Raw genomic sequence first — 21,754 nt, 5'->3', positions numbered from 1 at the left:
TTCGACTGATCCCAGTCGAAGAACACGATGTACGGCCCGGTGTTGCACTCGGCAACCGGCGGCGGAGGCGGCGGCGGAGGCGGCGGGGGCGGCGGCGGCGGGGGCGGCGGAGGAGGCGGCGGCGGAGGAGGTACGTCCGCGCCACCAAGCATGAACCGCAGGCCCAGCGAACCGATGTGCTGAGTCTGGTCTACTTCCAGCGTAGCCGGGAAGAGACGGTTGGTGATGTCAGCTTCTTCGAACAGACGACGATACTTGTATTCGGCGAACAGTTCGACACGGTCGGAAAGTTCACCCGAAACACCGGCGATGCCCTGATAGGCAAAAGTGGTGTCGGCATCGTTGGCGATCAGAGTGCCACCGGGGATGTAGTCGACGTCAAGCACATAGATGCCGGCGCCGGCGCCCAGGTAAGGCTTCACCGAACCAAGATCGAAATCATAAAGGATGTTGAGGAAAGCACCGTATGTTTCCACGTCACCGCGACCGTCGGCGAGAAGCTCACCAACCGAGATACCAGCAGCCGGCGAGCTGCGGTTCAGCGCGCTTGCGTCGGGATCGCTGAATGCGACGCCGCCAACAACCGGGTTGAAATGGTTTTCGATGTCGTAAGTGACATAGCTGCCGTCCAGCTCGATGCGGAGGCCGCTATCGAAAGCGTAACCGATCTGGCCGTTCACGTTCCAGCCGAGGTCGGCATTGGTTTCGAACGAATATGACGTGCCTGCCGGAATGTCCGATTCCGAAGCGCTGCGGCCCGGAACGGTTTCGGTGTAAACACCTTCATTGTCGGCATTTTCAGCAGTGGCAATACCGCCGCTGATGGCGATATAGGGGTCTGCTTGGGCAACCCCCGGAATGGCGAGCGCCGCGACGGACGCAGACAGAAGTAGTTTCTTCATTGTATTCCCTTCAAATCACGCATGAACTTCACATTCGTGCATTACAGATCGCAATGCCCCTAATGCCCGATTGTTCCGCATCTGCGAAGTAATTATTTTCGATGTCTTTGCGGGTGTTGCGAAATTGCAGCACAATGCGGTTGGATCGGTCTCCTAGAACGCCGAGATGCCCGTGATGGCACGCCCCAGGATGAGGGCGTGTACATCGTGAGTTCCTTCATAAGTGTTTACGGTTTCCAGGTTGGCCATGTGCCGCATCACTTGATATTCCTCGGAAATTCCGTTGCCACCGTGCATGTCGCGAGCAATGCGCGCGATGCCGAGGGCCTTGCCGACGTTGTTTCTTTTGACCACGCTGATCATTTCGGGGGCATACCGGCCATCGTCGAGCAATCTGCCGACCCGCAAGGAAGCTTGCAGACCCAAGGCGATTTCGCTCGCCATATCGGCAAGTTTCAACTGGTAAAGCTGCTTGGAGGCCAGCGGAACACCGAATTGGTGCCGGTCAAGGCCATATTGCCGCGCTGCGTGGTAGCAGAATTCTGCCGCCCCCATGCTGCCCCATGAAATGCCGTACCGTGCCCGGTTCAGGCATCCGAACGGGCCTTTCATTCCCTCGACATTCGGAAGCAGTGCATCTGCCGGCAGTTTGACCTCGTCCATCTGGATCATTCCGGTTGTGCTTGCGCGCAGGCTCAGCTTGCCGCCGATCTTCGGCGCAGCGAGCCCGGCCATACCTTTTTCGAGGACAAATCCTCGAACCTTGTCGCCATGCGCCTCGGACTTCGCCCAGACGACAAACACATCGGCAAACGGGGAATTGGAAATCCAAGTCTTGGCGCCGGACAATGAATATCCGTCTCCATCCTTCTTCGCATAGGTACGCATCCCCGAAGGATCGGACCCTGCATCGGGCTCGGTCAGGCCGAAGCAGCCGATCAATTGTCCGCTTGCGAGACCGGGAAGATATTTCCTGCGCTGTTCGTCCGACCCGTAGGCATGGATGGGGTGCATGACCAAGCTCGACTGGACACTCGCCATCGACCGATAGCCGCTGTCGACACGTTCAATTTCGCGTGCGACGAGCCCGTAGGATACATAATTGGCGCCAGCGCCGCCGTATGCTTCGGGGATCGTTACGCCCAGCAGACCGGCTTTGCCCATCATCGGGAAAAGTTCAGGCGCATCCACTTCATTCGCGTAGGCATCGATGACACGCGGTTGCAACTCGCCCTGCGCGAATCCGTGTGCAGCATCGCGCACCATGCGCTCTTCCTCGGACAATTGGTCATCGAGGTTGAACGGGTCGGCCCAGTCGAACGGAACCATGTCGGCCATGTAGATAGTCTCCTTTGTAACCGCCCTAGGATTTCATCCAGTGTGCGGCAAGGAGCGAAAGCGACTTTGCAGTGGTACGGCGCAAATTAGTGCGCGCGTTCTACAGCCTTTTCGATCATGCTGATGAGCTTGTCGGGCGGGCACGGCTTCTGCGCCGCCATTGCATTGGGGTAACGCTCGGCGATATCGCGCGGCGAAATATGACCCGAATGGAAGATGATCGGTACGCCCGCCTCGGTCAGCACATCCGCCAAGGGGAATACCTCGCCATCAGCGGCCATGACGTCCAAGATCGCCAGGTCGGGCATTTTGCCATCGATAGCGATGATAGCGTGATCGCGGTTGGCGTAGGGACCTTCGACCTTGAGACCGAGATCGCGCACGGTCTCGGACAGGTCGAGGGCGATGATAAACTCATCCTCGACCACGAGCACGCTGTGCTGATCTGCCTGCAATTGGGTTGCCATAACATTCTTGCCTTCGCGACTAATCAAATTTCCGTAACCTCTATTACGCGGCAGGTGGCCTGCGAGTTCCCGTAGAGGTTAACGGCCGTTTAGATCTTGCCGAACCGCTCTTCGTAGCCAGAGATGTCATCCGCTGCGAGCATTTGCGCCTGCGCGACCCAGTCATCGCGGCGAATTCGGCCCTGAAAGCGACCGAGATTTGCATCGATGCGGTCGATATCGGCGTCGGTCCATGCGGCGATTTGTGCAAAATTCGTGACGCCTTGCTCGGCGAGCAAGGTGACGAGCTTGGGCCCCACACCCTTGATCCGGCGCAGGTCATCACCTTGCGATGGTGCTGGGGAAGGCGCGTCCGTTGGTTCCGGTGCCAGCGCTTCGGCGCTTTCCCCGGGCGAGACATCGGCCATCTTGTGCATCGCCTCGCGGGCGGGGACTGCGGCGCCTGCCTCCGCGTCGGCTGCTGCGGGAGCGGCGGCTACGGCATCAGCATTCGCGGCGGCGGACATTGTTCCCGGAACAGCACCGGCAACAGGCGGCGCATCTATCAATGCCTGGTTGCGCTTGGCTGCGCCGTCACCATCGGCCTTGTCTTCAAGCTCTACATGCGTGCGTCGAGCGGCATGAAAGACCCACCATGCCACGATAAAGCCGATCACGAGCGCGACCAGGATCAGCAGCCAGTATTCCTGCATCAATTCGGACATGGATTTGGACCTCTCTCTATATCTTTACATCAGCCTGACCGCTCCGGATCAGGAAGATCGACCCCAGATAGACCAGCCTATGCCAAGCCCGATCCCGTAGGCGAGCAGCATCAGCACGAAAACTTCCATCCAGATCGGCATGGCTCTTCTCCTAGTGGTGAGCGGGGGTTTAGCGCAAGCGTGGTATTGGGCGTCAGCGCGGAGCGGGCGTATCGACCGGGGTGGGCCGGATAGGCTCTGTCGCGATGACCGAAAACTCAATGCGGCGGTTGGCCGGATCGGCAGGATCGAGCCCTTCGACCGGGCTGCGCGAACCCACCCCGCGTGTGCGCAATCCGTCAGCCGGAATGCCACGCCGCAGCAGCGCCGCACGAACGGCGCGCGCGCGTTCGCTGGAAAGGGCGATATTTCCCGGCTCCGGCCCGGAGTTGTCGGTGTGGCCGGTGATCTGGATGATGGCGCCGAGGCAGGGACGCAAGGCAGCCGCAACCTCATCAAGCAGCTCGCGGCTGCCGGTGTCCATCCGGCTGGAGCTTTCCTCGAAACGGATCGTGCGAGCGCGCAGCAAGGCCTGAACGTCTTCCTGGCAGTGCAGGGGGCGGAACACCCGCTCGCCGGACATTGCCATCATGTCGCTATCGGACCAGCGGATGCCGCCGGTACCCGGGATGTTCGCCACGGCCTTTGCGACTTCGGCGCGCGTGGTTTCGTCGAGCGGTTCGCCACCGGTCAGCAGCGGGTGGCGGCTGGGAAGGCCGCGCGGTGATATGTAATTTGCCCGGACCTGCCCATCGCCACCTGCCTCTTCGATCACGGCAGGTGCCTGTGCAGAAAGGCGTGCGGCGAATTCGGGTGCGCTGGCACCTGCGACAAATCGGGCGAGCAGGAAAATCACAAATGCGCCAAGCGCGATGGCAAGCGGGGGGCGGCTCAAGAATTTCATGTGCCGCCCCTTAGCGCGCTCGATCAGCGTCCGTCGAGAGATTCCGCAAGTGTAGCCAATTGCAGGAATTCCTCGCGCCAAAAACCTTGCTGAGGACCGGCGAGTTGGACGGCATCGCCGTAGTCGAAATTGTTCAGCATCGTATCGCCGCGCAGCAACTGTCCATAGGCCGCGACCGCGCTGACGAAGGCCATGTCTCCGCGCGGCTCACGGGCGTTGGCGATAATGGCGGACGGGACAACGCGCCGGAGCAGGCGCGAACTATCCTGCCCCGGCAATTTGTAGCGCAGCCGGATCTCGGCGACCTCGCTCACATTGCGGCGCGCGGCAGAGGCGGTATTGCCCTGGTAGCGGCGCGGAGCGATCCAGCCCTGCGTTCCGGCGGGCACCACTTCATACAACGCCGTGACCTGATGACCCGCGCCGATATCGCCGGCATCGACCGTGTCATTGTCGAAATCCTCTTCGCGCAGTGCCCGGTTCTCATAACCGATAAGGCGGTATTGCGAGATTATCGCCGGATTGAATTCGACCTGTATTTTCACGTCCTGCGCAATCGTGAAAAGCGTCGACTGCATTTCCTCAGAGAGCACTTTGCGGGCCTCCATTGCGCTATCGATATAGGCGTAATTGCCGTTCCCGTGATTGGCGATCTGTTCCATCATCGCTTCGTTGTAGTTGCCGCCGCCAAAGCCGAGCGTGGTAAGCGTGATGCCACTGTCACGCTGGCGCTCGATCATCTCGACCAGCGCGTCGCGGTCCGAAATGCCGACATTGAAATCGCCGTCGGTCGCAAGAATGATGCGGTTCACACCGCCTTCGATAAAAGAGCCGCGCGCCACGTCATAAGCGAGCCGCAAACCTTCGCCGCCGGCAGTGGAGCCGCCCGCTTCGAGTTGGTCGATGGCCCGGCGGATGGCGCGCGTGTTGCGGGTCGGTTCGAGCACCAGACCAGCAGCACCGGCATAAACGACGATGGAGACGCGGTCCTGGTCCCGCAACTCGCCTGCAAGCTGGCGCATGGCAGTTTGGACCAGCGGCAGCTTGTCCGCACTGCTCATGCTGCCCGACACATCGAGCAGGAAGACAAGATTGGCCGCTGGACGCTCGGCCCGGGGCAGGTCGTAACCGCGCAGGCCGATACGCAGCAGGCGTGTGTTGCCGTTCCAGGGGGTTACGGCCATGTCGGTCGTCACACTGAACGGGGTCGATCGATCGGACGGGGCGGGGTAGTCATATCTGAAGTAGTTGATCAGCTCTTCTGTGCGCACCGCGGCCTGCGGCGGTAATGATCCATTTGTCAGGAACCGGCGGGTGTTGGCATATGCGCCGGTGTCGACATCCACGGAGAAGGTCGACACGGGTGCCAGCGCCACGAGTTGCACCGGACTGACCTCTTCGCCATCATATCGCTCGCGGTTTTCGACCATTGGCGGCATGACTTCTTCGCGCAGGATTGAAGGGGCCGGGCCATAAGCCATTTCCCCATCGGCAGACATTTCGATGTCGTAGGATGCGACACTTTCGTTTGCTTCCCGCTCTCCGCCGTCCTGCGTACAACCCACGATCAGAAATAAGATGGCTGTCGCGCCAATCGCTCCGGCGCCTCCGAAAACCCTGTCCTTGCGTGTCATGCTCTCTCTCCTCATGCGCCGCCGAAACAGACGGCATCAGCAAATGGGATGATATAACATTAACAACAGATGAATTATGGCAGAATTAAGGCGGAATTAGGGCGAAAATGGGGCATGAGTCAAGCGCGAGGGTATTTGCATCGTGTTATCAGTAGTTTATCGAGGTGGCTGCGATTCAGGACGGCGTGATGGAGGGTGCGCTTTTGTCATCCTCCGCCGTGGGATCGGCCTTTTTGAACAAGACCCGGTCCTCGGGCCCGAAACCGCGTGTCCAGATGACCCAGCCATAGACACCGATGATTGCCGGAATGCCGAATACCAGCTCGGCCCACTCCGGCAGGAGAATGGCGGCCTGTCCCACAAGGACCGCCGCGCCGGTGGCCCACACCAGCGCCCAGCGCAGATTGCCGACAGGAGCCTTGAGCAGTGATTTGAGCAGCAGCGCCTTTACCAGGCTGGAAAAGCCTAGCGCCAGCAACAGAGCCATTGCCGCGGCCCCAGCGAAATAGCCTTCCTCCAGACCTCTGCTGCGCGCAAACAGGATGAAGCCGACTGTTAGCACGGCCTGCAATACGATGACCGCGATGGAGATCGCCAGATTGCGCTTCTTCGCGATGTAGACGAGTACACCCTCCGAAACGACGGCCATTGACGCCACGGCTTCCGCAACAAGCAGCAGGCCGAGCGCGGCGGTGCCGCCGACGATCGCCGGACCGCCAAGGCCCATCACTGCTTCACCGGGTATTGCCAGCGCCAGTGCGATGCCCAATTGCAAGGCAATGATCCAGAACCCCACCTGTTGCACCTGCGCGGCAATGGCGGCGTAATTGCCGGTCTTGAGGTTCTTGGTGATGACGGGCGAAAGGACGGGTTCGAAGCTGGTTTTCAGCTTCTGCGGCAGGCTCGCGACTTCCTTGGCAAAGTAATAGATCCCGACCGCTGTCGGCGATGTAAACAGGCCCAGCAGGAAAACGTCGATCAGCCGCGTACCCCGTTCGATCACATCGGCTCCGGCAAGCGGGAAGGCCTGGCTGACGAGCCGCACCAGATAATGCGGGCTTGGTCGCCAGCCCATGGGCAAGCCGTACGTGCGTACGAACGGCCAGATCGCTGTCAGCAGCGCAGCATAGATCGCTGCAAGATAGGCGAGTGCAACGCCGCCATCGCGTAATCCGGGAATGAAAAAGAACGCCACCACGGCGAGCGAGCGTGTCCATGGCTCGACGATTGCGCGTGCGCGAACGGTCGTGGCGATATCGAAGCGATAGGCCTGCGCGGCGAGCAGGATTTCGGTGAGTGCGAAAGCCGGGATCGCGCCGATAATTAGCATGTCCCAGCGCCCGGACGTCCCGTTTGGGAAAATGGGATAAGGGAAGATCACGAGCAGCGTAACGACAACCGCCGACACGATCAGCGACGCCAGCATGGCATCGAATACGAGGTTCACCCGCTTCGAGGCGTGGTCCTGAGCACCTTGGGTCAATCGCTGGGCAAGGCCGCGCTTCTCACCGAGAGCGCAGATCAGCGCGAACAGCTCGATCACCACCACGGCAGATGCAAATCGGCCCATTTCCTCGACGCCGTAGAGGCGATAGCCGATAAACAGGAAAGGGATGCCGCCGATCAGGCGAAGCACGAAGCCCAGCGTGTTCGTGCGCCCACCCTTGACCAGCGCATTCATGTCATCGCTGTTCTCGTCAGGTCCGCTGGCAGGCTTGGCGGGTTCGCTCAACGCGTGTGGCCCTCTGCCTTGAGCGGACGGGCGAGCAATTCGGCGACCACATCGCGTGCGCTGCGCCCATCAAGCAGGTGATTTACCGCTTCGGTAATCGGCATTTGCACGCCGTGCTTCTTCGCGAGGTCGCGCAATACCGGAGCGGTGTGCGCGCCTTCGGCAACGGTGCGCTTATCAGCCAAAGCCTCGTCGGCGCTCATGCCTTCGCCCAGCGACTTGCCGAGCGAGAAATTGCGGCTCGAGGTGGAAGAGCATGTCAGCACCAGGTCGCCCAGTCCGCACAGGCCGTTCAGCGTTTCGGGCTTGCCCCCCAGCGACACGCCGAAGCGCAACATCTCGGCAAAGCCGCGTGTGATCAGGGCGTTGCGGGCGTTCTGGCCCAGGCCAAGACCGTCAACCACGCCGCAAGCGATGGCGAGCACGTTCTTCACTGCGCCACCCACTTCTGCACCCACGACATCGTCCGAGTAATAAGGCCGGAAATTCTGGCGTGCGATGGCAGGGCTGATGCGGTCCCACTGCGCCTCGCCGCCGCCGCAAGCCAGCGTCACGGCACAGGGAAGGCCCGCTGCTACTTCATGCGCGAAAGTTGGGCCAGATAGAACGGCGATGTCACTATCTGGCGCAGCGTCTTGCGCGACATCGTGCATCATGCGCCCGCTGCTCGCTTCGATGCCCTTGGAGCACAGCACCAGATCGCGCGGGAAGCTGCCGAGCTTCTCCAGCGTCGAACCCATATGCTGTGCCGGAGTGACGAGCAGCAGCATGTCGCAAGCCGCCATCTCGGAGAGATCGCCTGTCGCCTCGATCGATTCGGCCAGTTCCGCAGAAGGCAGGTAGAGTTCGTTGCGATGGGTGGAATTGATGGTGTCGGCCAGCCCATCCTCCAATGCCCACAGCTTCACCTCGCGGCCATCGGATGCCAACGCCTGCGCCAGCGCCGTGCCCCACGCGCCTGCTCCTACAACGCCGATCGTCGGATTGGTCATGCCTTTACTCCTGCCCCGCGTGCCGGGACTGCATCGGGATCGAGTGGCCAACGCGGCCGAGCCTTCAGGTCGAGCGGATCAGGTGCAAAACCGGCTGCCAGCCGTTCAATACCCGCCCAGCCGATCATCGCGGCATTGTCCGTGCATAGGGCGAGTGGCGGCGCGGTGAAAGGCAGGTCGAACTCGGCTGCCAATTGTTCCAGCCCCCCGCGAATGGTCTGGTTCGCGGCAACTCCTCCAGCGACAACCAGCGCGGTGACAGGCTCCATCGACGCGAGCGCCCGCCGCGTCCGGTCGAGAATGCAGTCGAGCGCGGCCTGCTGGAAGCTTGCGGCAATATCGGCGTCATCGTGCTCGCCTGCCTGATGAGCGCGCAGCACTGCGCTCTTCAATCCGGCAAAGCTGAAATGCGGTTCCTTGCTGCCCTTGAGCGGACGCGGGAGCGGGACTGCATTTGGATCGCCCTGAATCGCCAGCTTCTCGACAGCCGGACCGCCGGGATAGCCGAGTCCGAGTATCTTCGCGGTCTTGTCGAAAGCCTCGCCCAGCGCATCGTCGATCGTAGTGGCGAGCCGCTGGTATTTCCCCACGCCCTCGACCCGCAGGATCTGGCAATGACCACCGCTTACCAACAGCAGCGCATAGGGAAATTCAAGCGCCGGATCGGCAAGGCGGGGTGATAACGCGTGGCCTTCAAGGTGATTGATCGCCAGCAGCGGCTTGTTGGACGCCATCGCCAGCGCCTTCGCCGTAACAAGACCGACGATCACGCCGCCAATCAGACCGGGGCCGGCGGTCGCGGCAATCGCATCGCAATCGGCCAGCGTCACATCGGCCTCGCGCAGAACCTGTTCGATCAGGGGAGCCAGCCTTTCGGCATGGGCGCGTGCGGCGATTTCAGGGACGACGCCGCCATAGGGCGCGTGTTCGGCTTCCTGGCTGGCGATGGCCTGCGCCAGGATTGCGCGGTCGCCCGTAACCAACGCGGCTGCGGTTTCGTCGCAAGAGCTTTCTATTCCGAGGACCAGCGTCATGGCACTTTCCCTTAGCGGAAGGGGCCGCTAGGGCAAGCGAACCGATGCCCGACGCCCCTTTCCTGAAACTCGGAACGCGCCGCTCGCCGCTTGCCATGGTGCAGGCCGAGGAAGCCCGACGTCGCCTGTGCGAAGCGCATGGATGGCCCGATTCTGCCGTCGAACTGGTGCCTGTCGTGGCGAGTGGAGACAAAGTGCAGGATCGCCCGCTCGCCGAAATTGGCGGCAAGGCGTTGTGGACGAAGGAGCTCGACGAATGGCTCGCCGAGGGCCAGATCGATGCAGCAGTCCATTCGCTCAAGGATGTCGAAACAATCCGGCCGGACAGCCTGCTGCTTTCCGTGATCCTGCCGCGTGCGGACAAGCGTGACCGGTTGATCGGGGCGGTCAGTATTGCCGCTTTGCCCGAAGCCGCGATCATCGGCACCAGCGCCCCGCGCCGGGCCGCGCAATTGCTCAACCTGCGCCCGGATTGCAAAGTCGTGACTTTCCGCGGCAACGTAGCCACGCGGCTCGGCAAGCTCGAGGCGGGGGAGGCGGACGCGACTTTCCTTGCCGCTGCAGGTTTATCCCGGCTCGGGCAGGATGATGTCGGCCATGCACTCGACCAGCACGAATGGCTGCCTGCCCCCGCGCAGGGCGCAATCGCGCTCGAATGCCGCACCGAAGATGCGCGAACCCGCGAACTGCTCGCGCCGCTCGATCACGTTCCCAGCCGCGCGGAAGTCATGGCAGAACGCGCTCTGTTGCTTGCTCTCGGCGGAAATTGCCATTCGCCCATCGCCGTCATTTGCGATCATGCCGAAGGAGAGCTTTCGATGCGCGCAGCGATTTTCAGCAGCGACGGCGTGGAAAAGGTGGAAGGAGAGGCACGCTTCGGTGCGGGTGACCTTGCCAGCCCGGCAAAGCTCGCAGCCGACCTTCTCGAAAGGGCCACACCCGGCATCCGAACTTTGTTTGGCGGCCAGACATGATCTTCGCGATACGTCCCGAGCCGGGCCTGCAATCGACACTGCAAGCCGCACGCGACCTCAACATGGCCGTGCTGGGGAGGCCGCTGTTCGAAGTCGTGCCCGTGGCCTGGGATGCACCTGATGCGCAGGCTTTCGACGCGCTCCTGCTGGGCAGCGCCAACGCAATCCGCCACGGCGGCGCGGCCCTGGAAGGGTTTGCCGACCTGCCTGTACATGCTGTCGGAGATGCCACGGCGAGCGCCGCGCGCGAAGCGGGTTTCACCGTGGCAGAAACGGGCTCTGGTGGCTTGCAGGCGCTCGTCAATGCTTTGAAGGGTGAGATGCATTTCCTCCGGCTTGCGGGCGCGGAACATGTGCCGCTCGACTTGCCCAAGCGCGTGACCGTCACCACCTATATCGTATACGATGTGCGCGCTCTGCCACTATCCGGCAGCGACGAGGTATCGCTTCGCGCGGCAGAACCTCTCGTCCTGCTGCATTCGGCAGCCGCAGCACGGCATTTTGCGGACGAATGCGATCGCCGCGGGCTCGACAAGTCGCGTATAGCGCTCGCATGTATCGGCCCGCGTGTCGCCGAAGCTGCTGGCGGCGGATGGCGCGATTGCCAATCCGCTCCACAGCCGGATGACGCTGCATTGTTGTCTTTGGCGCAAAACATGTGCCATTAATGTAAAATGCTCGAATGCAGGTGGGCTAACTGCCGGGATCGGCTTGCAGAAGGACACTATGGAGCAAGGCTACGACTTTACCCCCGCGAGTACGCGGCGGCAGACGCAGACTATGCGCCCGATATTGATTGCGCTTGGCGCGGCCTTCCTGCTCGGAGTGGCAGGGACATGGCTTTTGACGGGTGACGACAGCACGGGAGGGCTTTTCAGCATCCGTAGTGAAGCCGGAGAGGGTGGCTCGTCTGAAGAGGCAGCGCTTTCCAATACCAGCGAAGATGCAGGGGAGCCAACACCTGCACCGTCTCCGGAAGGCGCGGCTGAAGAGGCGCGTCAGGCGGTCCAGCAGGTGGAACAGGTAGTCGAACAGCAAGGCGGCCTCGACAGCCGGATTGTCGCGATGGAACAGCGTCTTACCCAGCTCGACCTGCAATCACAGGCCGCGGCGGGCAATGCTGCGCGCGCCGAAGCCTTGTTGATCGCTTTCGCCAGCAGGCGGGCAATTGAACGCGGGCGGCCGCTCGGCTATTTGGCAGACCAGTTGCGACTGCGCTTCGGCGAAGACCGGCCCAACGCGGTGCAGATCGTGATCGACGCTTCGCAATCGCCCATCACACTCGATCAGTTGCTGGCCCAGCTCGAAGGGCTTGCTCCCTCGCTCACCGACGCACCGGCGGGAGAAGGCGTTTTCACGCGCATCGGACGCGAATTGTCCGAACTGTTCGTGGTGCGACGTGAAGATACCGCTTCACCCGTTGCCGAACGTCGTCTTGAACGTGCGCGATTGTTCCTCGAAAGCGGACGGATAGAGGCGGCAGTCTCCGAAGTGCGAAACCTGCCCAACGCGGCTGTCGCACAGGATTGGCTGGATGCCGCAGAACGCTATGCCGCTGCGCAGCGTGCGCTTGAAACGCTGGAAACGGCGGCCGTTCTAGATCCACGCGAACTGCGCGATGGTGAAGGGCGTCCGGTCGAACAGCGCAGCCCGGCGGGCAACCAGCGTCAGTAGGCGCTTGGAGCCCTAGCCTTTCAGCAATTCGGGCAGATCGCCGCTCATCCCACGTGCCTCGTCCATGAACCAGCGTTTGAGCGCAGGCATCCGCTGCACGCCTGCCATGCCAAGCCGGCGCACGGCGCTCGGAGCTTTCCCGGGAATTCCGAACAGTCGTGTAAGCCCGTCGGTTGCGAGTGCGACCATGAAGGAATCCAGCCCGCGCCATTTCTCGTATCGTGCAAGGATCTGTGCGTCGCCGGGCTCGAGACCCAGGCGCATTCCCTCCGCGATAACCTCTACGAGCGCGCCGACGTCGCGCAGGCCCAGATTGAATCCCTGTCCGGCAATCGGGTGAATTCCGTGCGCAGCATCGCCTGCCAGCGCCAGACGGTGATCGACGATCTTGGCCGTGTGGTGAAATCCCAGTGGATAGGAGCTGCGGTCGCCATCGAGCGAGATCGTGCCGTAAAGACCGTCCATGCGCTTCTGGACCTCGGCCAGGAAGCCGCGTGGGCCGAGTTTGAGCATACCGGCAGCATCCGTCTCGTCCACGGTCCACACCAGCGCAGAGCGGTGATTGCCTTCGGCATCATCGAGCAGGGGCAGCAGCGCGAAGGGCCCTGCCGGGTAGAAGATTTCCCACGCCGTTCCGCCGTGTGGCTTAGCGTGGATGAGGCCCTGGATGATCGCGCGGTGGCTGTAATCCCATTTGGCAAGCGCAATCCCCGCATCGTCACGCGTGGGCGAACCGCGTCCCTCTGCTGCGACCATCAGGCTCGCTTCAAGCACGGTGCCATCTTTCAGCGTCGCCGAAACGCCATGCTCGCCGCGCTCGCGCGCAACGACATTGGCGCTGGCGTGCCAGTTGATCAGCTTTTCGTCCTTGGCCGCTTCGAAAAGGGCGAGGCGAAGCTCGCGATTGGCGAACATCCGGCCAAGCGTGCCTTCGTGCGGCTCGGGCTGGAAATCGATCCTGCCGGGACGCATCGCGTCGGTAACAGCGATATTCTCGATCCGGCACCCGTGCGGTTCCAGCCGGTCAGCAAGTCCGATGTTCCTGAACAGGTTCCAGCTCGCCGTGGAAACGGCGGTGGCGCGCCCGTCATAGCCTTCGCCGGTCAGTTCTGCGGGATCGGCGCGATCGACGACGTGGCTCGAGATGCCCTTTCGTGCCGCTGCAAGGGCCAGTGTCATGCCGACGAGACCGCCGCCGAGGATGAGGAGTTCGCGCTTGTCTGCCATCGCCCTCGCTCCTAGGTGGAGCCGGTAATGCAGGCAAGCCTCTCTCTTATGCGGTATCTCGCAGCCATGCTGGTGCTGGGATGCGCAATCCTTGCCGCGCCGCTTGCCGCACAGCGCGAGAACTACATCGCCGCAGACCTCGTTGCCGAGAGCCAGCCGCAAGCCGGAGAAACGCTGACGGTCGCGCTACGTTTTCGCCCGAAGGAAGGCTGGCACGGCTATTGGTCGAACCCTGGCGAGGCCGGGCTGGGCATGGAGCTTGATTGGACCCTGCCCGAAGGCTGGCAAGCGGGAGAGCCGCGCTACCCGGTGCCAGAGGTGCTGAACCTGTTCGGCATCGTGAACCATGCGTACGAACGTGATTACGCGGTGTTGGTCCCGATAGAGGTGCCTGCAGGCGCGGCGGTGCAGAACATCGCGCCGATCACGCTCGATGCCTTGTGGCTGGCCTGTTCGGACGAGTTGTGCGTGCCCGAAGGTGCGACGCTCACCTTGCGCTATCCACAGCAAAGCGACGCCCAGCGCGTGCAGTTCGACGCGCATCGCGCAGCCATCCCGCCGATGATCGACCAGGCCGGGACATTCGCATTGACGCAGGAGCGGCTGCGCATTGCGATCCCCTTGCCAGCGGAGCTTTCCATTAACAATCCGCACGTCTTTATCGAGCAGCGTGACGTGGTGGACTATGGCGGAGTGCAGACTTTCGTGCGCGAAGGCGATCTGCTTGTTGTTGAAATTCCGCGCGGCGGATTGCGTGATGAAGCGGGCGAGATATCCGGCATTCTCGCTTTCGGGACAGAGGGTGCGGGCGTGCAGTTCGTGGCTGCACAAGGCGAGGTGCCGACTGGCGGCACTGCCTTGCGTACCAGCGGCACCAACGCGCCGCTTCTCCTGCTTCTGGGCGGCGCCCTGCTTGGCGGGCTGCTGCTCAACCTGATGCCTTGCGTTTTCCCGATCCTCAGCCTCAAGGCGCTGACTCTGGCGCGTGCCGGGGAGAGCAAGATGCAGGCGCGGCGCGAAGGACTTGCCTACACTGCCGGCGTCATGCTCGCCGTGCTGGCGCTTGGTGCCTTGATGCTGGCGCTGCGGGCGGCCGGTGAACAGGTGGGCTGGGCTTTCCAGTTGCAGCAACCGTTGGTGGTTGCCGGGCTGCTTGTGCTGGTGACGCTGATCACTGCCAATCTCGCAGACCTGTTCGAATTGCCCATGATGCCGATCCGCACCGGCGGACAGGGGAGCGCGTTTGCCACCGGGCTGCTTGCCGCTGTCGTCGCAACGCCGTGCACGGGACCATTCATGGCGGCAGCCCTCGGTGCGGCGCTGCTGCTGCCGGTGACGCAGGCATTGCTTCTGTTTGCCGCGCTGGGATTGGGACTGGCACTGCCGTTCCTGCTGCTTGGCTATATTCCTGCGCTGCGATCCCGCCTGCCGAAGCCTGGTGGTTGGATGGAACGGTTCCGCAAGATCATGGCGATACCCATGGGGCTGACCGGGCTGGCACTGGTATGGCTCGCCTGGCGAGTTGGCGGAGCGCACTTTGCCTTCACCGCCGTAGGTGCTGGCGTGACCCTCACGATCTTGTTTGCCTCTCTGGGCCGTGCTTCGCGCCCGATGCAGGCCTTGTTGCTGGTGATCCCCGCCTATTTCCTCGTAGCGCTGCCGTTCCGTGTCGAAGAGCAGGCCTCTGCCGCGGTCGAAAGCGTGCTTGATCCCACGCCCTACAGCGAAGCAGCGCTTGCTGAAGCGCGGGCATCGGGCCGGCCGGTGTTCCTGTGGTTCACCGCCGATTGGTGCGTCACCTGCAAGGTCAACGAGAGTATCGCCATCGAGCGCGAGGCCACGCGCGCCGCGTTCGATCAGGCGGGCGTCGTGGCGATGCGCGGCGACTGGACGCGCGCCGATCCCGCTATCACGCGCTATCTCGAAATATGGGGCGCAGCCGGCGTCCCGCTGTATGTGTGGTATCCGGCTGGCGGGGAAGGCGAGCAACTGCCGCAGGTGCTGACACCGGACATCCTGTTGGAGCGGGCTGGGGGTTAGCCTTCGACTGGCTCACCCTCAGCAGTTTCATCCGTCTCATCTGTCGCATTGTCCGGAACTGCCGGGCGACCGCCTGCGCGGCACCAGTCGAGAAATTCTCCCGGGATCCGGCTACCTTTGATTTCGAGCATACCGCGCCCCGGCAAGGTCGCTGTCAGGTCGCGCGTTCCGGCGAACACATCGAGCTGCGGATCGCCCACCGGCAAGCGCGATTCCCAGCGCCATTCACCATCGACGAGCTTTGTGTCGGCGAAAAACCGGCTGCGCATCCCGTTCCCGACAAAAGGAAATAGCGCGCTCTGGCCGGGGAGCGCATCGGCGTGGCGCACGATGACGAGTTCGATCGGTGTGGACTGCAAATTGCAACCAAGGGTCAGCAAGGGGCTTTCATCCGCATTGCCGAAGCGGATCGCCTGACCGGTTTCCGATACAGTCCAGAAGGCGTCTGACGTATCGGGCGAAGGGTAGGCGATGGCCTCACGCGAGTCCGCCGCTTCGAGCGCGATCCGTTGCGGTTCGGGCGCAGGCTCGCTCGACTGTCCGCAAGCGGCCAGAGTCAGCAGCAGGATCAGGAAAGCCTTCGATTGCATCCTTGCGCCAATGCGCAGTCTTTCGATAGCGATCAAGAGGCGCGTTGATCTTTTGCCTTGTGAGCTGAATGACATGATCACCACCAAGGCTTTTTTGCCCTTGGCTGAGTTAGGCTGCTAAGCCTTCCCTGAACGACAGGAGTGTTGGATGAAAGATCTTCTCGGATCCCTTGCAATCGTGCTTTCTTGCAGCGGGGGCGCATGGGCACAGGATGCGGAGCCGGTTTCGCAGCTTGTCCCCGTTGCTGAAGGGGAGCAGGCGCTCATGCAATCGCTGGTATTGGATGCTCCAGTCGATGAAGTTTGGTCGCGCTTCACCACATCGGAAGGAGCTGCGAGCTGGATGGCTCCTGTGGCCGAAGTGGACCTGCGATCTGGCGGCACGATCAGTACGAACTACAACGCCTGTGCAACAACGCAGGATAGCGGCACGATCACGCTGGATATCGTCAATCTCGTGCCCGAGCGTTTCCTGATCCTGCAAACCGACCTGTCAGCCAGTAGCGATGCAGCGTGGATGAATGAGGCCATTCTCGAGCGCTCGCCCGATATGGCCAACCTGATCGAGTTCGAGGCTCTTGGCGAGGGCCAGACGCGCGTGACCAGCTGGGGCCTTGGTTATGGCACGGGCGAAGAATGGGAGCAGGTGATCGGCTTCTTCATCGCCGGAAACGAGTGGAGCTTCGGTCAGCTCATACGCGCCCTTGACGGGGAGCAAGTCTGGCCTGCGTGCGAGGCCTCTGCGAACTAGCGCCCCATCTTGCGCTGCGTTCGGCCATAGCGCATCTTGCGTGTGCCTGGCTTGCCCTCATTTGATCGCCCGACGATGGGTGCTTTCTTGTCAGGATCGGGAATCCCCAACTCGTCCGCTTCGAGCCGACGTATCTCGTCGCGCAACCTTCCGGCTTCCTCGAATTCGAGATCGGCGGCGGCTGCGCGCATGCGCTTTTCGAGGTCTTCGATATAGGCGCGCAAATTGTGGCCGACGAGGTTGTTTACTTCGTCATCGCCAGTGCCAACCGTCACCCCGTCCTGCGATGCCGTGTGCGCCACGATATCCGCAATGGCGCGCTTGATCGTGGTCGGCGTAATGCCGTGCTCCTCGTTATAGGCGCGCTGTTTTTCGCGGCGGCGTTCGGTTTCCGCCATGGCGCGCTCCATGCTGCCCGTGATCCGGTCGGCATAAAGGATGACTTTCCCATCCACGTTGCGCGCCGCGCGGCCGATGGTCTGGATGAGTGAGGTTTCGGAGCGAAGGAAGCCTTCCTTGTCCGCATCGAGAATGGCCACCAGCCCGCACTCGGGAATGTCGAGGCCTTCGCGAAGCAAATTGATGCCGATTAGCACGTCATAAACACCAAGCCGCAAGTCGCGGATCAGCTCGATACGCTCCAGCGTCTCGACATCGGAATGCATGTAGCGGACCTTCACGCCCTGTTCGTGCATGAACTCGGTCAAGTCCTCGGCCATGCGCTTGGTGAGCGTGGTGACGAGCGTGCGATAGCCCTTGGCAGCCGTCGCCTTGCACTCGGCAATGCAGTCCTGCACCTGGTCCTCGACCGGCTTGATCTCGACCGGCGGATCGATCAGCCCGGTGGGGCGGATGACCTGTTCGGCAAACACGCCGCCGGTCTGTTCCATCTCCCATTTGCCCGGAGTGGCCGAGACGGCAAAGGTTTGCGGACGCATTGCGTCCCATTCGTTGAAGCGCAGCGGACGGTTGTCGATGCACGAAGGCAGACGGAAGCCATACTCGGCCAGCGTAAGCTTGCGACGATGGTCTCCGCGCGCCATCGCACCGATCTGCGGCACCGTCTGGTGGCTCTCATCGACGAACAGCAGCGCGTTCTCGGGCAGATATTCGAACAAGGTTGGCGGTGGTTCGCCGGGAAGGCGGCCGGTCAGGAACCGCGAGTAGTTTTCGATCCCGTTGCAGCTACCCGTTGCGGCGATCATCTCGAGATCGAAATTGGTGCGCTGCTCGAGCCGTTGTGCTTCGAGCAATCGGCCTTCCTCGTGCAATTCCTTGAGCCGTTCGGTCAGCTCGAATTTAATCGCTTGCGCCGCCTGTTTCATCGTCGGGCCGGGAGTCACATAGTGGCTGTTGGCATAGACGCGCACCTTCTCCAGCTTCTCGCCTTTCTTGCCGGTCAGCGGGTCGAATTCGCTGATTTCCTCGATATCGTCACCGAAGAAGCTTATGCGCCAGGCGGTGTCTTCGAGATGGCTGGGAAACAGCTCCAGATTATCACCACGCACACGGAAGCAGCCGCGCGCAAAGGCAGTGTCGTTGCGCTTGTATTGCAGGGCAACGAGTTTGCGGATCAATTCGCGCTGGTCGACATTGTCGCCCGATTTGATGTCGAAGATCATCGCCGAATAGGTTTCGACCGAGCCGATACCGTAGAGGCACGAAACCGATGCCACGATCAGCACGTCGTCCCGCTCCAGCAGCGAACGTGTGGCCGAGTGGCGCATCCGGTCGATGGCTTCGTTTACCGAAGATTCCTTCTCGATATAGGTGTCGGAGCGCGGGACGTAGGCTTCGGGCTGGTAGTAGTCGTAATAGGATACGAAATACTCGACCGCGTTTTCCGGGAAGAAGCTCTTGAACTCGCCGTAAAGCTGCGCGGCGAGGATCTTGTTGGGGGCAAGGATCAGGGCGGGGCGCTGCAATTCCTCGATCACCTTGGCCATGGTGAAGGTCTTGCCGCTGCCAGTCACGCCGAGGAGGACCTGCGTTTGCTCACCCTCCTTTGCGCTGCCGACAAGTTCGGAAATGGCAGTCGGTTGATCGCCCGCCGGTTCATAGTCGGAGACGAGCTTGAACTTCTTGCCCGGCAGGGACTTTTCCGGACGCGCGGGTTTGTGGGGGGTAAATTCGCCTGTCGTGTCAGGCTCTTCCAGCCCGCGCCTGATTACCAATTCTGCCATGCGCGGTGATATGGGGAACCTGGTCGGGTTCGGCAAATTTTTACCGGATTTTTGCTATGGCACTGGTCGAGTAATCGGAGGGGAACATCGTGCCGCGTACCAGAATCGCCTTGTTGCTGGCCTTGCCGCTGCTTTCCGGATGTTTCGGAGATAACCCCGATAACGTGCCGCTGCGCGGTGAATGGCAACTGGTCAAGACACTCGACAGCGTGACGCTTGACGGGATGACATTCTCGGCAGACCAGATACCCGCTGAACTGCGCAATTTCGAAGGTACCGAGACCCGCTGCGGAGAGCCGCTTTATACCGATGCCGACTGGCAGAGTGACGATATCGCCAACCGCACCGGCGGGATGTGCGAGCTGGAGACCTACACGCATGATGGCGATAGCGCCGAATATGCCGGCATCTGTACGATCGAGCAGGCTGGTGGCAGCTACACACCTTCGCTAACCGGCTATTCCCGCTTCGACGAGACTTCGAGCCGTGATGTGGTAACGATGGAAGGCACGATCACGCTTCCGGGCGATGCTACCCCTCACGTGCTCAAGATGATCGCGGTGCAGGAAGGGACCCGCATCGGCGATTGCTGAGCAACGCGGTGGTGATGCGCGCTTGCCCCCCGCGCCGCGATACGTCACCATGCGTGGCGAATCCTAAACGGGGGAAAATATCATGCGTTTTTCGACAGTTCTGATCGCCACTTCGGCGCTGGCCCTCGCGGCGTGCGGCGATTCCGAAACCACGGTCGACGATCCCAGCGATCCCGAACAGCTTGCCGCTGCTTCGGAAAACCTGCCCACACCGCAGCCAGGCGAATATCGCACCACAGGTACACTGGTGGAATTCGACCTGCCCGGCGCTCCGGCTGAAGAGGTCGAGATGATGCGCGGTTTCATGGAAATGGGCGCGGCGCAGACACAGACCATGTGCATTACCGAAGAACAGGCCGAGAAGGGCTTCGACGATTTCCTTTCCGCCATGCAGGACCTGCCCGACGACTGCGCATTCAGCGAATTTACCGTATCGGGCGACATGCTTGATGCGACCATGTCGTGTGACGACAATTCAGGCAGTTCGGGCACAGTGCATTTTGCCGGAACGGTGACCGAGACCAGCCAGGATATGACCGTATCGATGGACATGAACGATGCAACGCAGGGTAGAGCCATGCGCATGGTAATCCGTAACCAGACCGAACGTGTCGGCGATTGCTCGGCTGAAAGCGAAGCCGCGGGCTGAACGGGCGCGGTAGGGGTTCATGCGCGGGATGCTCCACAATGGGACGCAGCCGCTAAATCAAGGGCGCCCGCAATTGGCATCGCCATCGCACGCATATAGTTATCTCCCGATGCCCGGCGGCTCCATGCCGCCCGAATAACGGGGAAATATGATGCGCGCGTTCCATGCCCTTCCACTTCTTGCCGCGATTGCCTTGGCCGCGTGTGAGAAAGATCCAGCCGCCGAAGGTGATTTGGCCGCGGGCGACGTCGATGCCGCTATCGCGGACAATGGCATCATGCCGCTGCCCGGCGAATATTCGACCCGCGAATCGCTGGTGGAACTGGATGCACCCGGCATGACCGAGGGCAGCATTGCGGACATGCGCGCCGCGTTCAACGAGGGCGCGGAGGACCCGCACCTATATTGCGTGACCGAAGAAACCACGCGCGAGCAATGGCTTTCAGACATGGTGGAAGCCGATTGCACGCTTTCGAGCTTCAACGCCGAAGGCACCGAATTGACCGGTGTGATGGCGTGTTCGTCCGACGAAAGTTTTGACGGCCGCGTCGAAATCGGTGGCCGATCGGCTGAAGAGGGCTCCAACCTCACCATGACCTATGCCTTCCCGACAGCGGCCGGCGAAGGAACCGTGCGGTTGCAGGTTGTCGCTGAAAAAACAGGCGATTCCTGCGGGTAATTGTGCCAAGCTGGACGGCATGAACCGTCCAGCAATATTCATTCCGCTCATCGCAACCGCAATAGTCGCGCCTGTCGTTGCCATTTCCGCTCAGGAGGCCGTGCCAAATAGGGAGGCGGTCGACCCGGCTCAGGATAACGGCGAGGATTTTCCCTGGCCCGATTTCATAGAGACGGACCCGCTGCCCGGCAGATATCGCATGACCTTCACGATCGAGGAGATGAGTTTTCCCGGTCTCGAAGGCGATAAGGACGGACAAGGCATGGCTGACGCGATGCGGGAAGTTATGGAGCCTGAGGTCAACTATACCTGCCTCGCGGGCCCGCCGGATCGCTCGAACTGGCGCGAAGAATTTGGCGGAGAAGATTGCACGACCAATTATTCGCGCATCGTTGGCGACTCCTTCGACACGGCGATTCAGTGCACCCAGCCGTCGGGCGGGGAAGCAATGAACGCACGGTTCACCGGCACGGCTGGCGAGGGCGGTATGGACATGCTGATGACCATGCAGATGCAGGCCGCAGACATGGGCAAGATGCGCATGAAAATGCGGATGCTGATGGAGCGGGTCGGAGAATGTGATGCCGACGAACAATCCGCCATCAACGCGCCTGCCGCTGAACGAGACTAGCACTCGATGGCCGTCCG

Annotated in this window: 21 protein-coding genes; 9 read left to right on the top strand and 12 right to left on the bottom strand. The window is 61.7% G+C overall.

Annotated features, from left to right (window positions below):
• The 9 genes from AAC850_RS13940 to tsaD all read right to left on the bottom strand — a co-directional run.
• The coding region (locus AAC850_RS13940) for an outer membrane protein (RefSeq protein ID WP_340589470.1) at window positions 1-902 on the bottom strand (902 nt) is incomplete at its 3' end.
• Between the two features lie 153 nt (window positions 903-1,055).
• Window positions 1,056-2,240, bottom strand: coding sequence for an acyl-CoA dehydrogenase (locus AAC850_RS13935; protein WP_340589468.1), 1,185 nt, complete (start codon window positions 2,238-2,240; stop codon window positions 1,056-1,058).
• Between the two features lie 86 nt (window positions 2,241-2,326).
• Window positions 2,327-2,707 carry a response regulator gene (locus AAC850_RS13930; protein WP_340589467.1) on the bottom strand — a complete coding sequence of 127 codons (381 nt, stop codon included), beginning with the start codon at window positions 2,705-2,707 and terminating at the stop codon, window positions 2,327-2,329.
• A gap of 89 nt (window positions 2,708-2,796) precedes the next feature.
• Window positions 2,797-3,411: a hypothetical protein gene (locus AAC850_RS13925; RefSeq protein WP_340589466.1), complete on the bottom strand. Its 615-nt coding sequence runs from the start codon at window positions 3,409-3,411 to the stop codon at window positions 2,797-2,799.
• A gap of 193 nt (window positions 3,412-3,604) precedes the next feature.
• Window positions 3,605-4,354: an OmpA family protein gene (locus tag AAC850_RS13920; RefSeq protein ID WP_340589465.1), complete on the bottom strand. Its 750-nt coding sequence runs from the start codon at window positions 4,352-4,354 to the stop codon at window positions 3,605-3,607.
• Between the two features lie 23 nt (window positions 4,355-4,377).
• Window positions 4,378-5,988, bottom strand: a complete 1,611-nt coding sequence (locus tag AAC850_RS13915; RefSeq protein ID WP_340589463.1) for a vWA domain-containing protein — start codon at window positions 5,986-5,988, stop codon at window positions 4,378-4,380.
• Window positions 5,989-6,163: 175 nt separating this feature from the next.
• Window positions 6,164-7,720, bottom strand: a complete 1,557-nt coding sequence (locus AAC850_RS13910; protein ID WP_340589462.1) for a lipopolysaccharide biosynthesis protein — start codon at window positions 7,718-7,720, stop codon at window positions 6,164-6,166.
• Entirely contained in the window at window positions 7,717-8,712 is a 996-nt protein-coding gene (locus AAC850_RS13905) for an NAD(P)H-dependent glycerol-3-phosphate dehydrogenase (protein WP_340589460.1), read from the bottom strand. The genes AAC850_RS13910 and AAC850_RS13905 overlap by 4 nt, the downstream gene beginning before the upstream one ends.
• Window positions 8,709-9,746, bottom strand: a complete 1,038-nt coding sequence (gene tsaD, locus AAC850_RS13900) for a tRNA (adenosine(37)-N6)-threonylcarbamoyltransferase complex transferase subunit TsaD (protein ID WP_340589459.1) — start codon at window positions 9,744-9,746, stop codon at window positions 8,709-8,711. Before tsaD ends, AAC850_RS13905 begins: the two co-directional genes overlap by 4 nt.
• 44 nt (window positions 9,747-9,790) lie before the next feature.
• On the opposite strand from tsaD, the gene hemC reads away from it, so the two are divergent.
• From hemC to AAC850_RS13885, 3 genes are read left to right on the top strand one after another with little or no spacing between them, the layout of a single operon-like run.
• A complete protein-coding gene (gene hemC, locus AAC850_RS13895; protein ID WP_340589458.1) occupies window positions 9,791-10,720 on the top strand; it encodes a hydroxymethylbilane synthase in 930 nt (309 codons plus the stop codon).
• Window positions 10,717-11,388 carry a uroporphyrinogen-III synthase gene (locus AAC850_RS13890; protein WP_340589457.1) on the top strand — a complete coding sequence of 224 codons (672 nt, stop codon included), beginning with the start codon at window positions 10,717-10,719 and terminating at the stop codon, window positions 11,386-11,388. The genes hemC and AAC850_RS13890 overlap by 4 nt, the downstream gene beginning before the upstream one ends.
• 43 nt (window positions 11,389-11,431) lie before the next feature.
• On the top strand, window positions 11,432-12,394 hold the full coding sequence (locus tag AAC850_RS13885; protein ID WP_340589456.1) for a hypothetical protein: 963 nt from the start codon (window positions 11,432-11,434) through the stop codon (window positions 12,392-12,394).
• A gap of 12 nt (window positions 12,395-12,406) precedes the next feature.
• Here the strand turns inward: AAC850_RS13885 and AAC850_RS13880 are convergent, their stop codons facing one another.
• Window positions 12,407-13,621 carry an FAD-dependent monooxygenase gene (locus tag AAC850_RS13880; RefSeq protein WP_340589455.1) on the bottom strand — a complete coding sequence of 405 codons (1,215 nt, stop codon included), beginning with the start codon at window positions 13,619-13,621 and terminating at the stop codon, window positions 12,407-12,409.
• A gap of 48 nt (window positions 13,622-13,669) precedes the next feature.
• Here AAC850_RS13880 and AAC850_RS13875 point away from each other — a divergent pair, with 48 nt between their 5' ends.
• Window positions 13,670-15,661, top strand: a complete 1,992-nt coding sequence (locus tag AAC850_RS13875; RefSeq protein ID WP_340589454.1) for a protein-disulfide reductase DsbD family protein — start codon at window positions 13,670-13,672, stop codon at window positions 15,659-15,661.
• On the opposite strand, the gene AAC850_RS13870 is transcribed toward AAC850_RS13875, so the two are convergent.
• Window positions 15,658-16,251, bottom strand: a complete 594-nt coding sequence (locus AAC850_RS13870) for a hypothetical protein (RefSeq protein ID WP_340589453.1) — start codon at window positions 16,249-16,251, stop codon at window positions 15,658-15,660. The two genes, AAC850_RS13875 and AAC850_RS13870, sit on opposite strands and share 4 nt — an antisense overlap.
• A gap of 148 nt (window positions 16,252-16,399) precedes the next feature.
• Between AAC850_RS13870 and AAC850_RS13865 the strand changes: the two genes are divergently transcribed.
• Window positions 16,400-17,002 (top strand): SRPBCC family protein, encoded by a 603-nt coding sequence (locus AAC850_RS13865; RefSeq protein ID WP_340589451.1) that lies wholly within the window; start codon window positions 16,400-16,402, stop codon window positions 17,000-17,002.
• Here AAC850_RS13865 and uvrB read toward each other — a convergent pair.
• Window positions 16,999-19,185 carry an excinuclease ABC subunit UvrB gene (gene uvrB, locus AAC850_RS13860; protein ID WP_340589450.1) on the bottom strand — a complete coding sequence of 729 codons (2,187 nt, stop codon included), beginning with the start codon at window positions 19,183-19,185 and terminating at the stop codon, window positions 16,999-17,001. The two genes, AAC850_RS13865 and uvrB, sit on opposite strands and share 4 nt — an antisense overlap.
• An 89-nt stretch (window positions 19,186-19,274) precedes the next feature.
• Between uvrB and AAC850_RS13855 the strand changes: the two genes are divergently transcribed.
• The 4 genes from AAC850_RS13855 (at window position 19,275) to AAC850_RS13840 (ending at window position 21,737) form a co-directional block, all read left to right on the top strand.
• The gene (locus tag AAC850_RS13855; RefSeq protein ID WP_340589449.1) at window positions 19,275-19,778 is read left to right on the top strand and encodes a DUF3617 domain-containing protein; all 504 of its coding nucleotides are present in this window, start codon (window positions 19,275-19,277) and stop codon (window positions 19,776-19,778) included.
• A gap of 82 nt (window positions 19,779-19,860) precedes the next feature.
• Complete coding sequence (locus tag AAC850_RS13850; protein ID WP_340589448.1) at window positions 19,861-20,427, top strand: DUF3617 domain-containing protein; 567 nt, start codon at window positions 19,861-19,863, stop codon at window positions 20,425-20,427.
• Window positions 20,428-20,575: 148 nt separating this feature from the next.
• Window positions 20,576-21,106 (top strand): DUF3617 domain-containing protein, encoded by a 531-nt coding sequence (locus AAC850_RS13845; protein WP_340589446.1) that lies wholly within the window; start codon window positions 20,576-20,578, stop codon window positions 21,104-21,106.
• Window positions 21,107-21,125: 19 nt separating this feature from the next.
• Window positions 21,126-21,737: a DUF3617 domain-containing protein gene (locus tag AAC850_RS13840; RefSeq protein ID WP_340589445.1), complete on the top strand. Its 612-nt coding sequence runs from the start codon at window positions 21,126-21,128 to the stop codon at window positions 21,735-21,737.
• The last annotated feature ends 17 nt before the right edge of the window (window positions 21,738-21,754 follow it).

This window comes from Erythrobacter alti, from assembly GCF_037996805.1.
Taxonomy (GTDB): domain Bacteria; phylum Pseudomonadota; class Alphaproteobacteria; order Sphingomonadales; family Sphingomonadaceae; genus Alteraurantiacibacter; species Alteraurantiacibacter alti.
The sequence above is the reverse complement of the archived record's forward strand: the minus strand, read 5'-3'. Positions and strand labels throughout refer to the sequence as shown.

Bases quoted from the DNA above. Each gene is read 5' to 3' on its own strand.
- AAC850_RS13925 (WP_340589466.1), bottom strand. From the start codon at position 3,411: ATGTCCGAATTGATGCAGGAATACTGGCTGCTGATCCTGGTCGCGCTC.
- AAC850_RS13870 (WP_340589453.1), bottom strand. From the start codon at position 16,251: ATGCAATCGAAGGCTTTCCTGATCCTGCTGCTGACTCTGGCCGCTTGC.
- AAC850_RS13840 (WP_340589445.1), top strand. From the start codon at position 21,126: ATGAACCGTCCAGCAATATTCATTCCGCTCATCGCAACCGCAATAGTC.
- uvrB (WP_340589450.1), bottom strand. From the start codon at position 19,185: ATGGCAGAATTGGTAATCAGGCGCGGGCTGGAAGAGCCTGACACGACA.
- AAC850_RS13890 (WP_340589457.1), top strand. From the start codon at position 10,717: ATGATCTTCGCGATACGTCCCGAGCCGGGCCTGCAATCGACACTGCAA.
- AAC850_RS13930 (WP_340589467.1), bottom strand. From the start codon at position 2,707: ATGGCAACCCAATTGCAGGCAGATCAGCACAGCGTGCTCGTGGTCGAG.
- AAC850_RS13875 (WP_340589454.1), top strand. From the start codon at position 13,670: ATGCGGTATCTCGCAGCCATGCTGGTGCTGGGATGCGCAATCCTTGCC.
- hemC (WP_340589458.1), top strand. From the start codon at position 9,791: ATGCCCGACGCCCCTTTCCTGAAACTCGGAACGCGCCGCTCGCCGCTT.
- AAC850_RS13920 (WP_340589465.1), bottom strand. From the start codon at position 4,354: ATGAAATTCTTGAGCCGCCCCCCGCTTGCCATCGCGCTTGGCGCATTT.
- AAC850_RS13905 (WP_340589460.1), bottom strand. From the start codon at position 8,712: ATGACCAATCCGACGATCGGCGTTGTAGGAGCAGGCGCGTGGGGCACG.
- AAC850_RS13845 (WP_340589446.1), top strand. From the start codon at position 20,576: ATGATGCGCGCGTTCCATGCCCTTCCACTTCTTGCCGCGATTGCCTTG.
- AAC850_RS13880 (WP_340589455.1), bottom strand. From the start codon at position 13,621: ATGGCAGACAAGCGCGAACTCCTCATCCTCGGCGGCGGTCTCGTCGGC.
- AAC850_RS13865 (WP_340589451.1), top strand. From the start codon at position 16,400: ATGAAAGATCTTCTCGGATCCCTTGCAATCGTGCTTTCTTGCAGCGGG.
- AAC850_RS13915 (WP_340589463.1), bottom strand. From the start codon at position 5,988: ATGACACGCAAGGACAGGGTTTTCGGAGGCGCCGGAGCGATTGGCGCG.
- tsaD (WP_340589459.1), bottom strand. From the start codon at position 9,746: ATGACGCTGGTCCTCGGAATAGAAAGCTCTTGCGACGAAACCGCAGCC.
- AAC850_RS13935 (WP_340589468.1), bottom strand. From the start codon at position 2,240: ATGGCCGACATGGTTCCGTTCGACTGGGCCGACCCGTTCAACCTCGAT.
- AAC850_RS13850 (WP_340589448.1), top strand. From the start codon at position 19,861: ATGCGTTTTTCGACAGTTCTGATCGCCACTTCGGCGCTGGCCCTCGCG.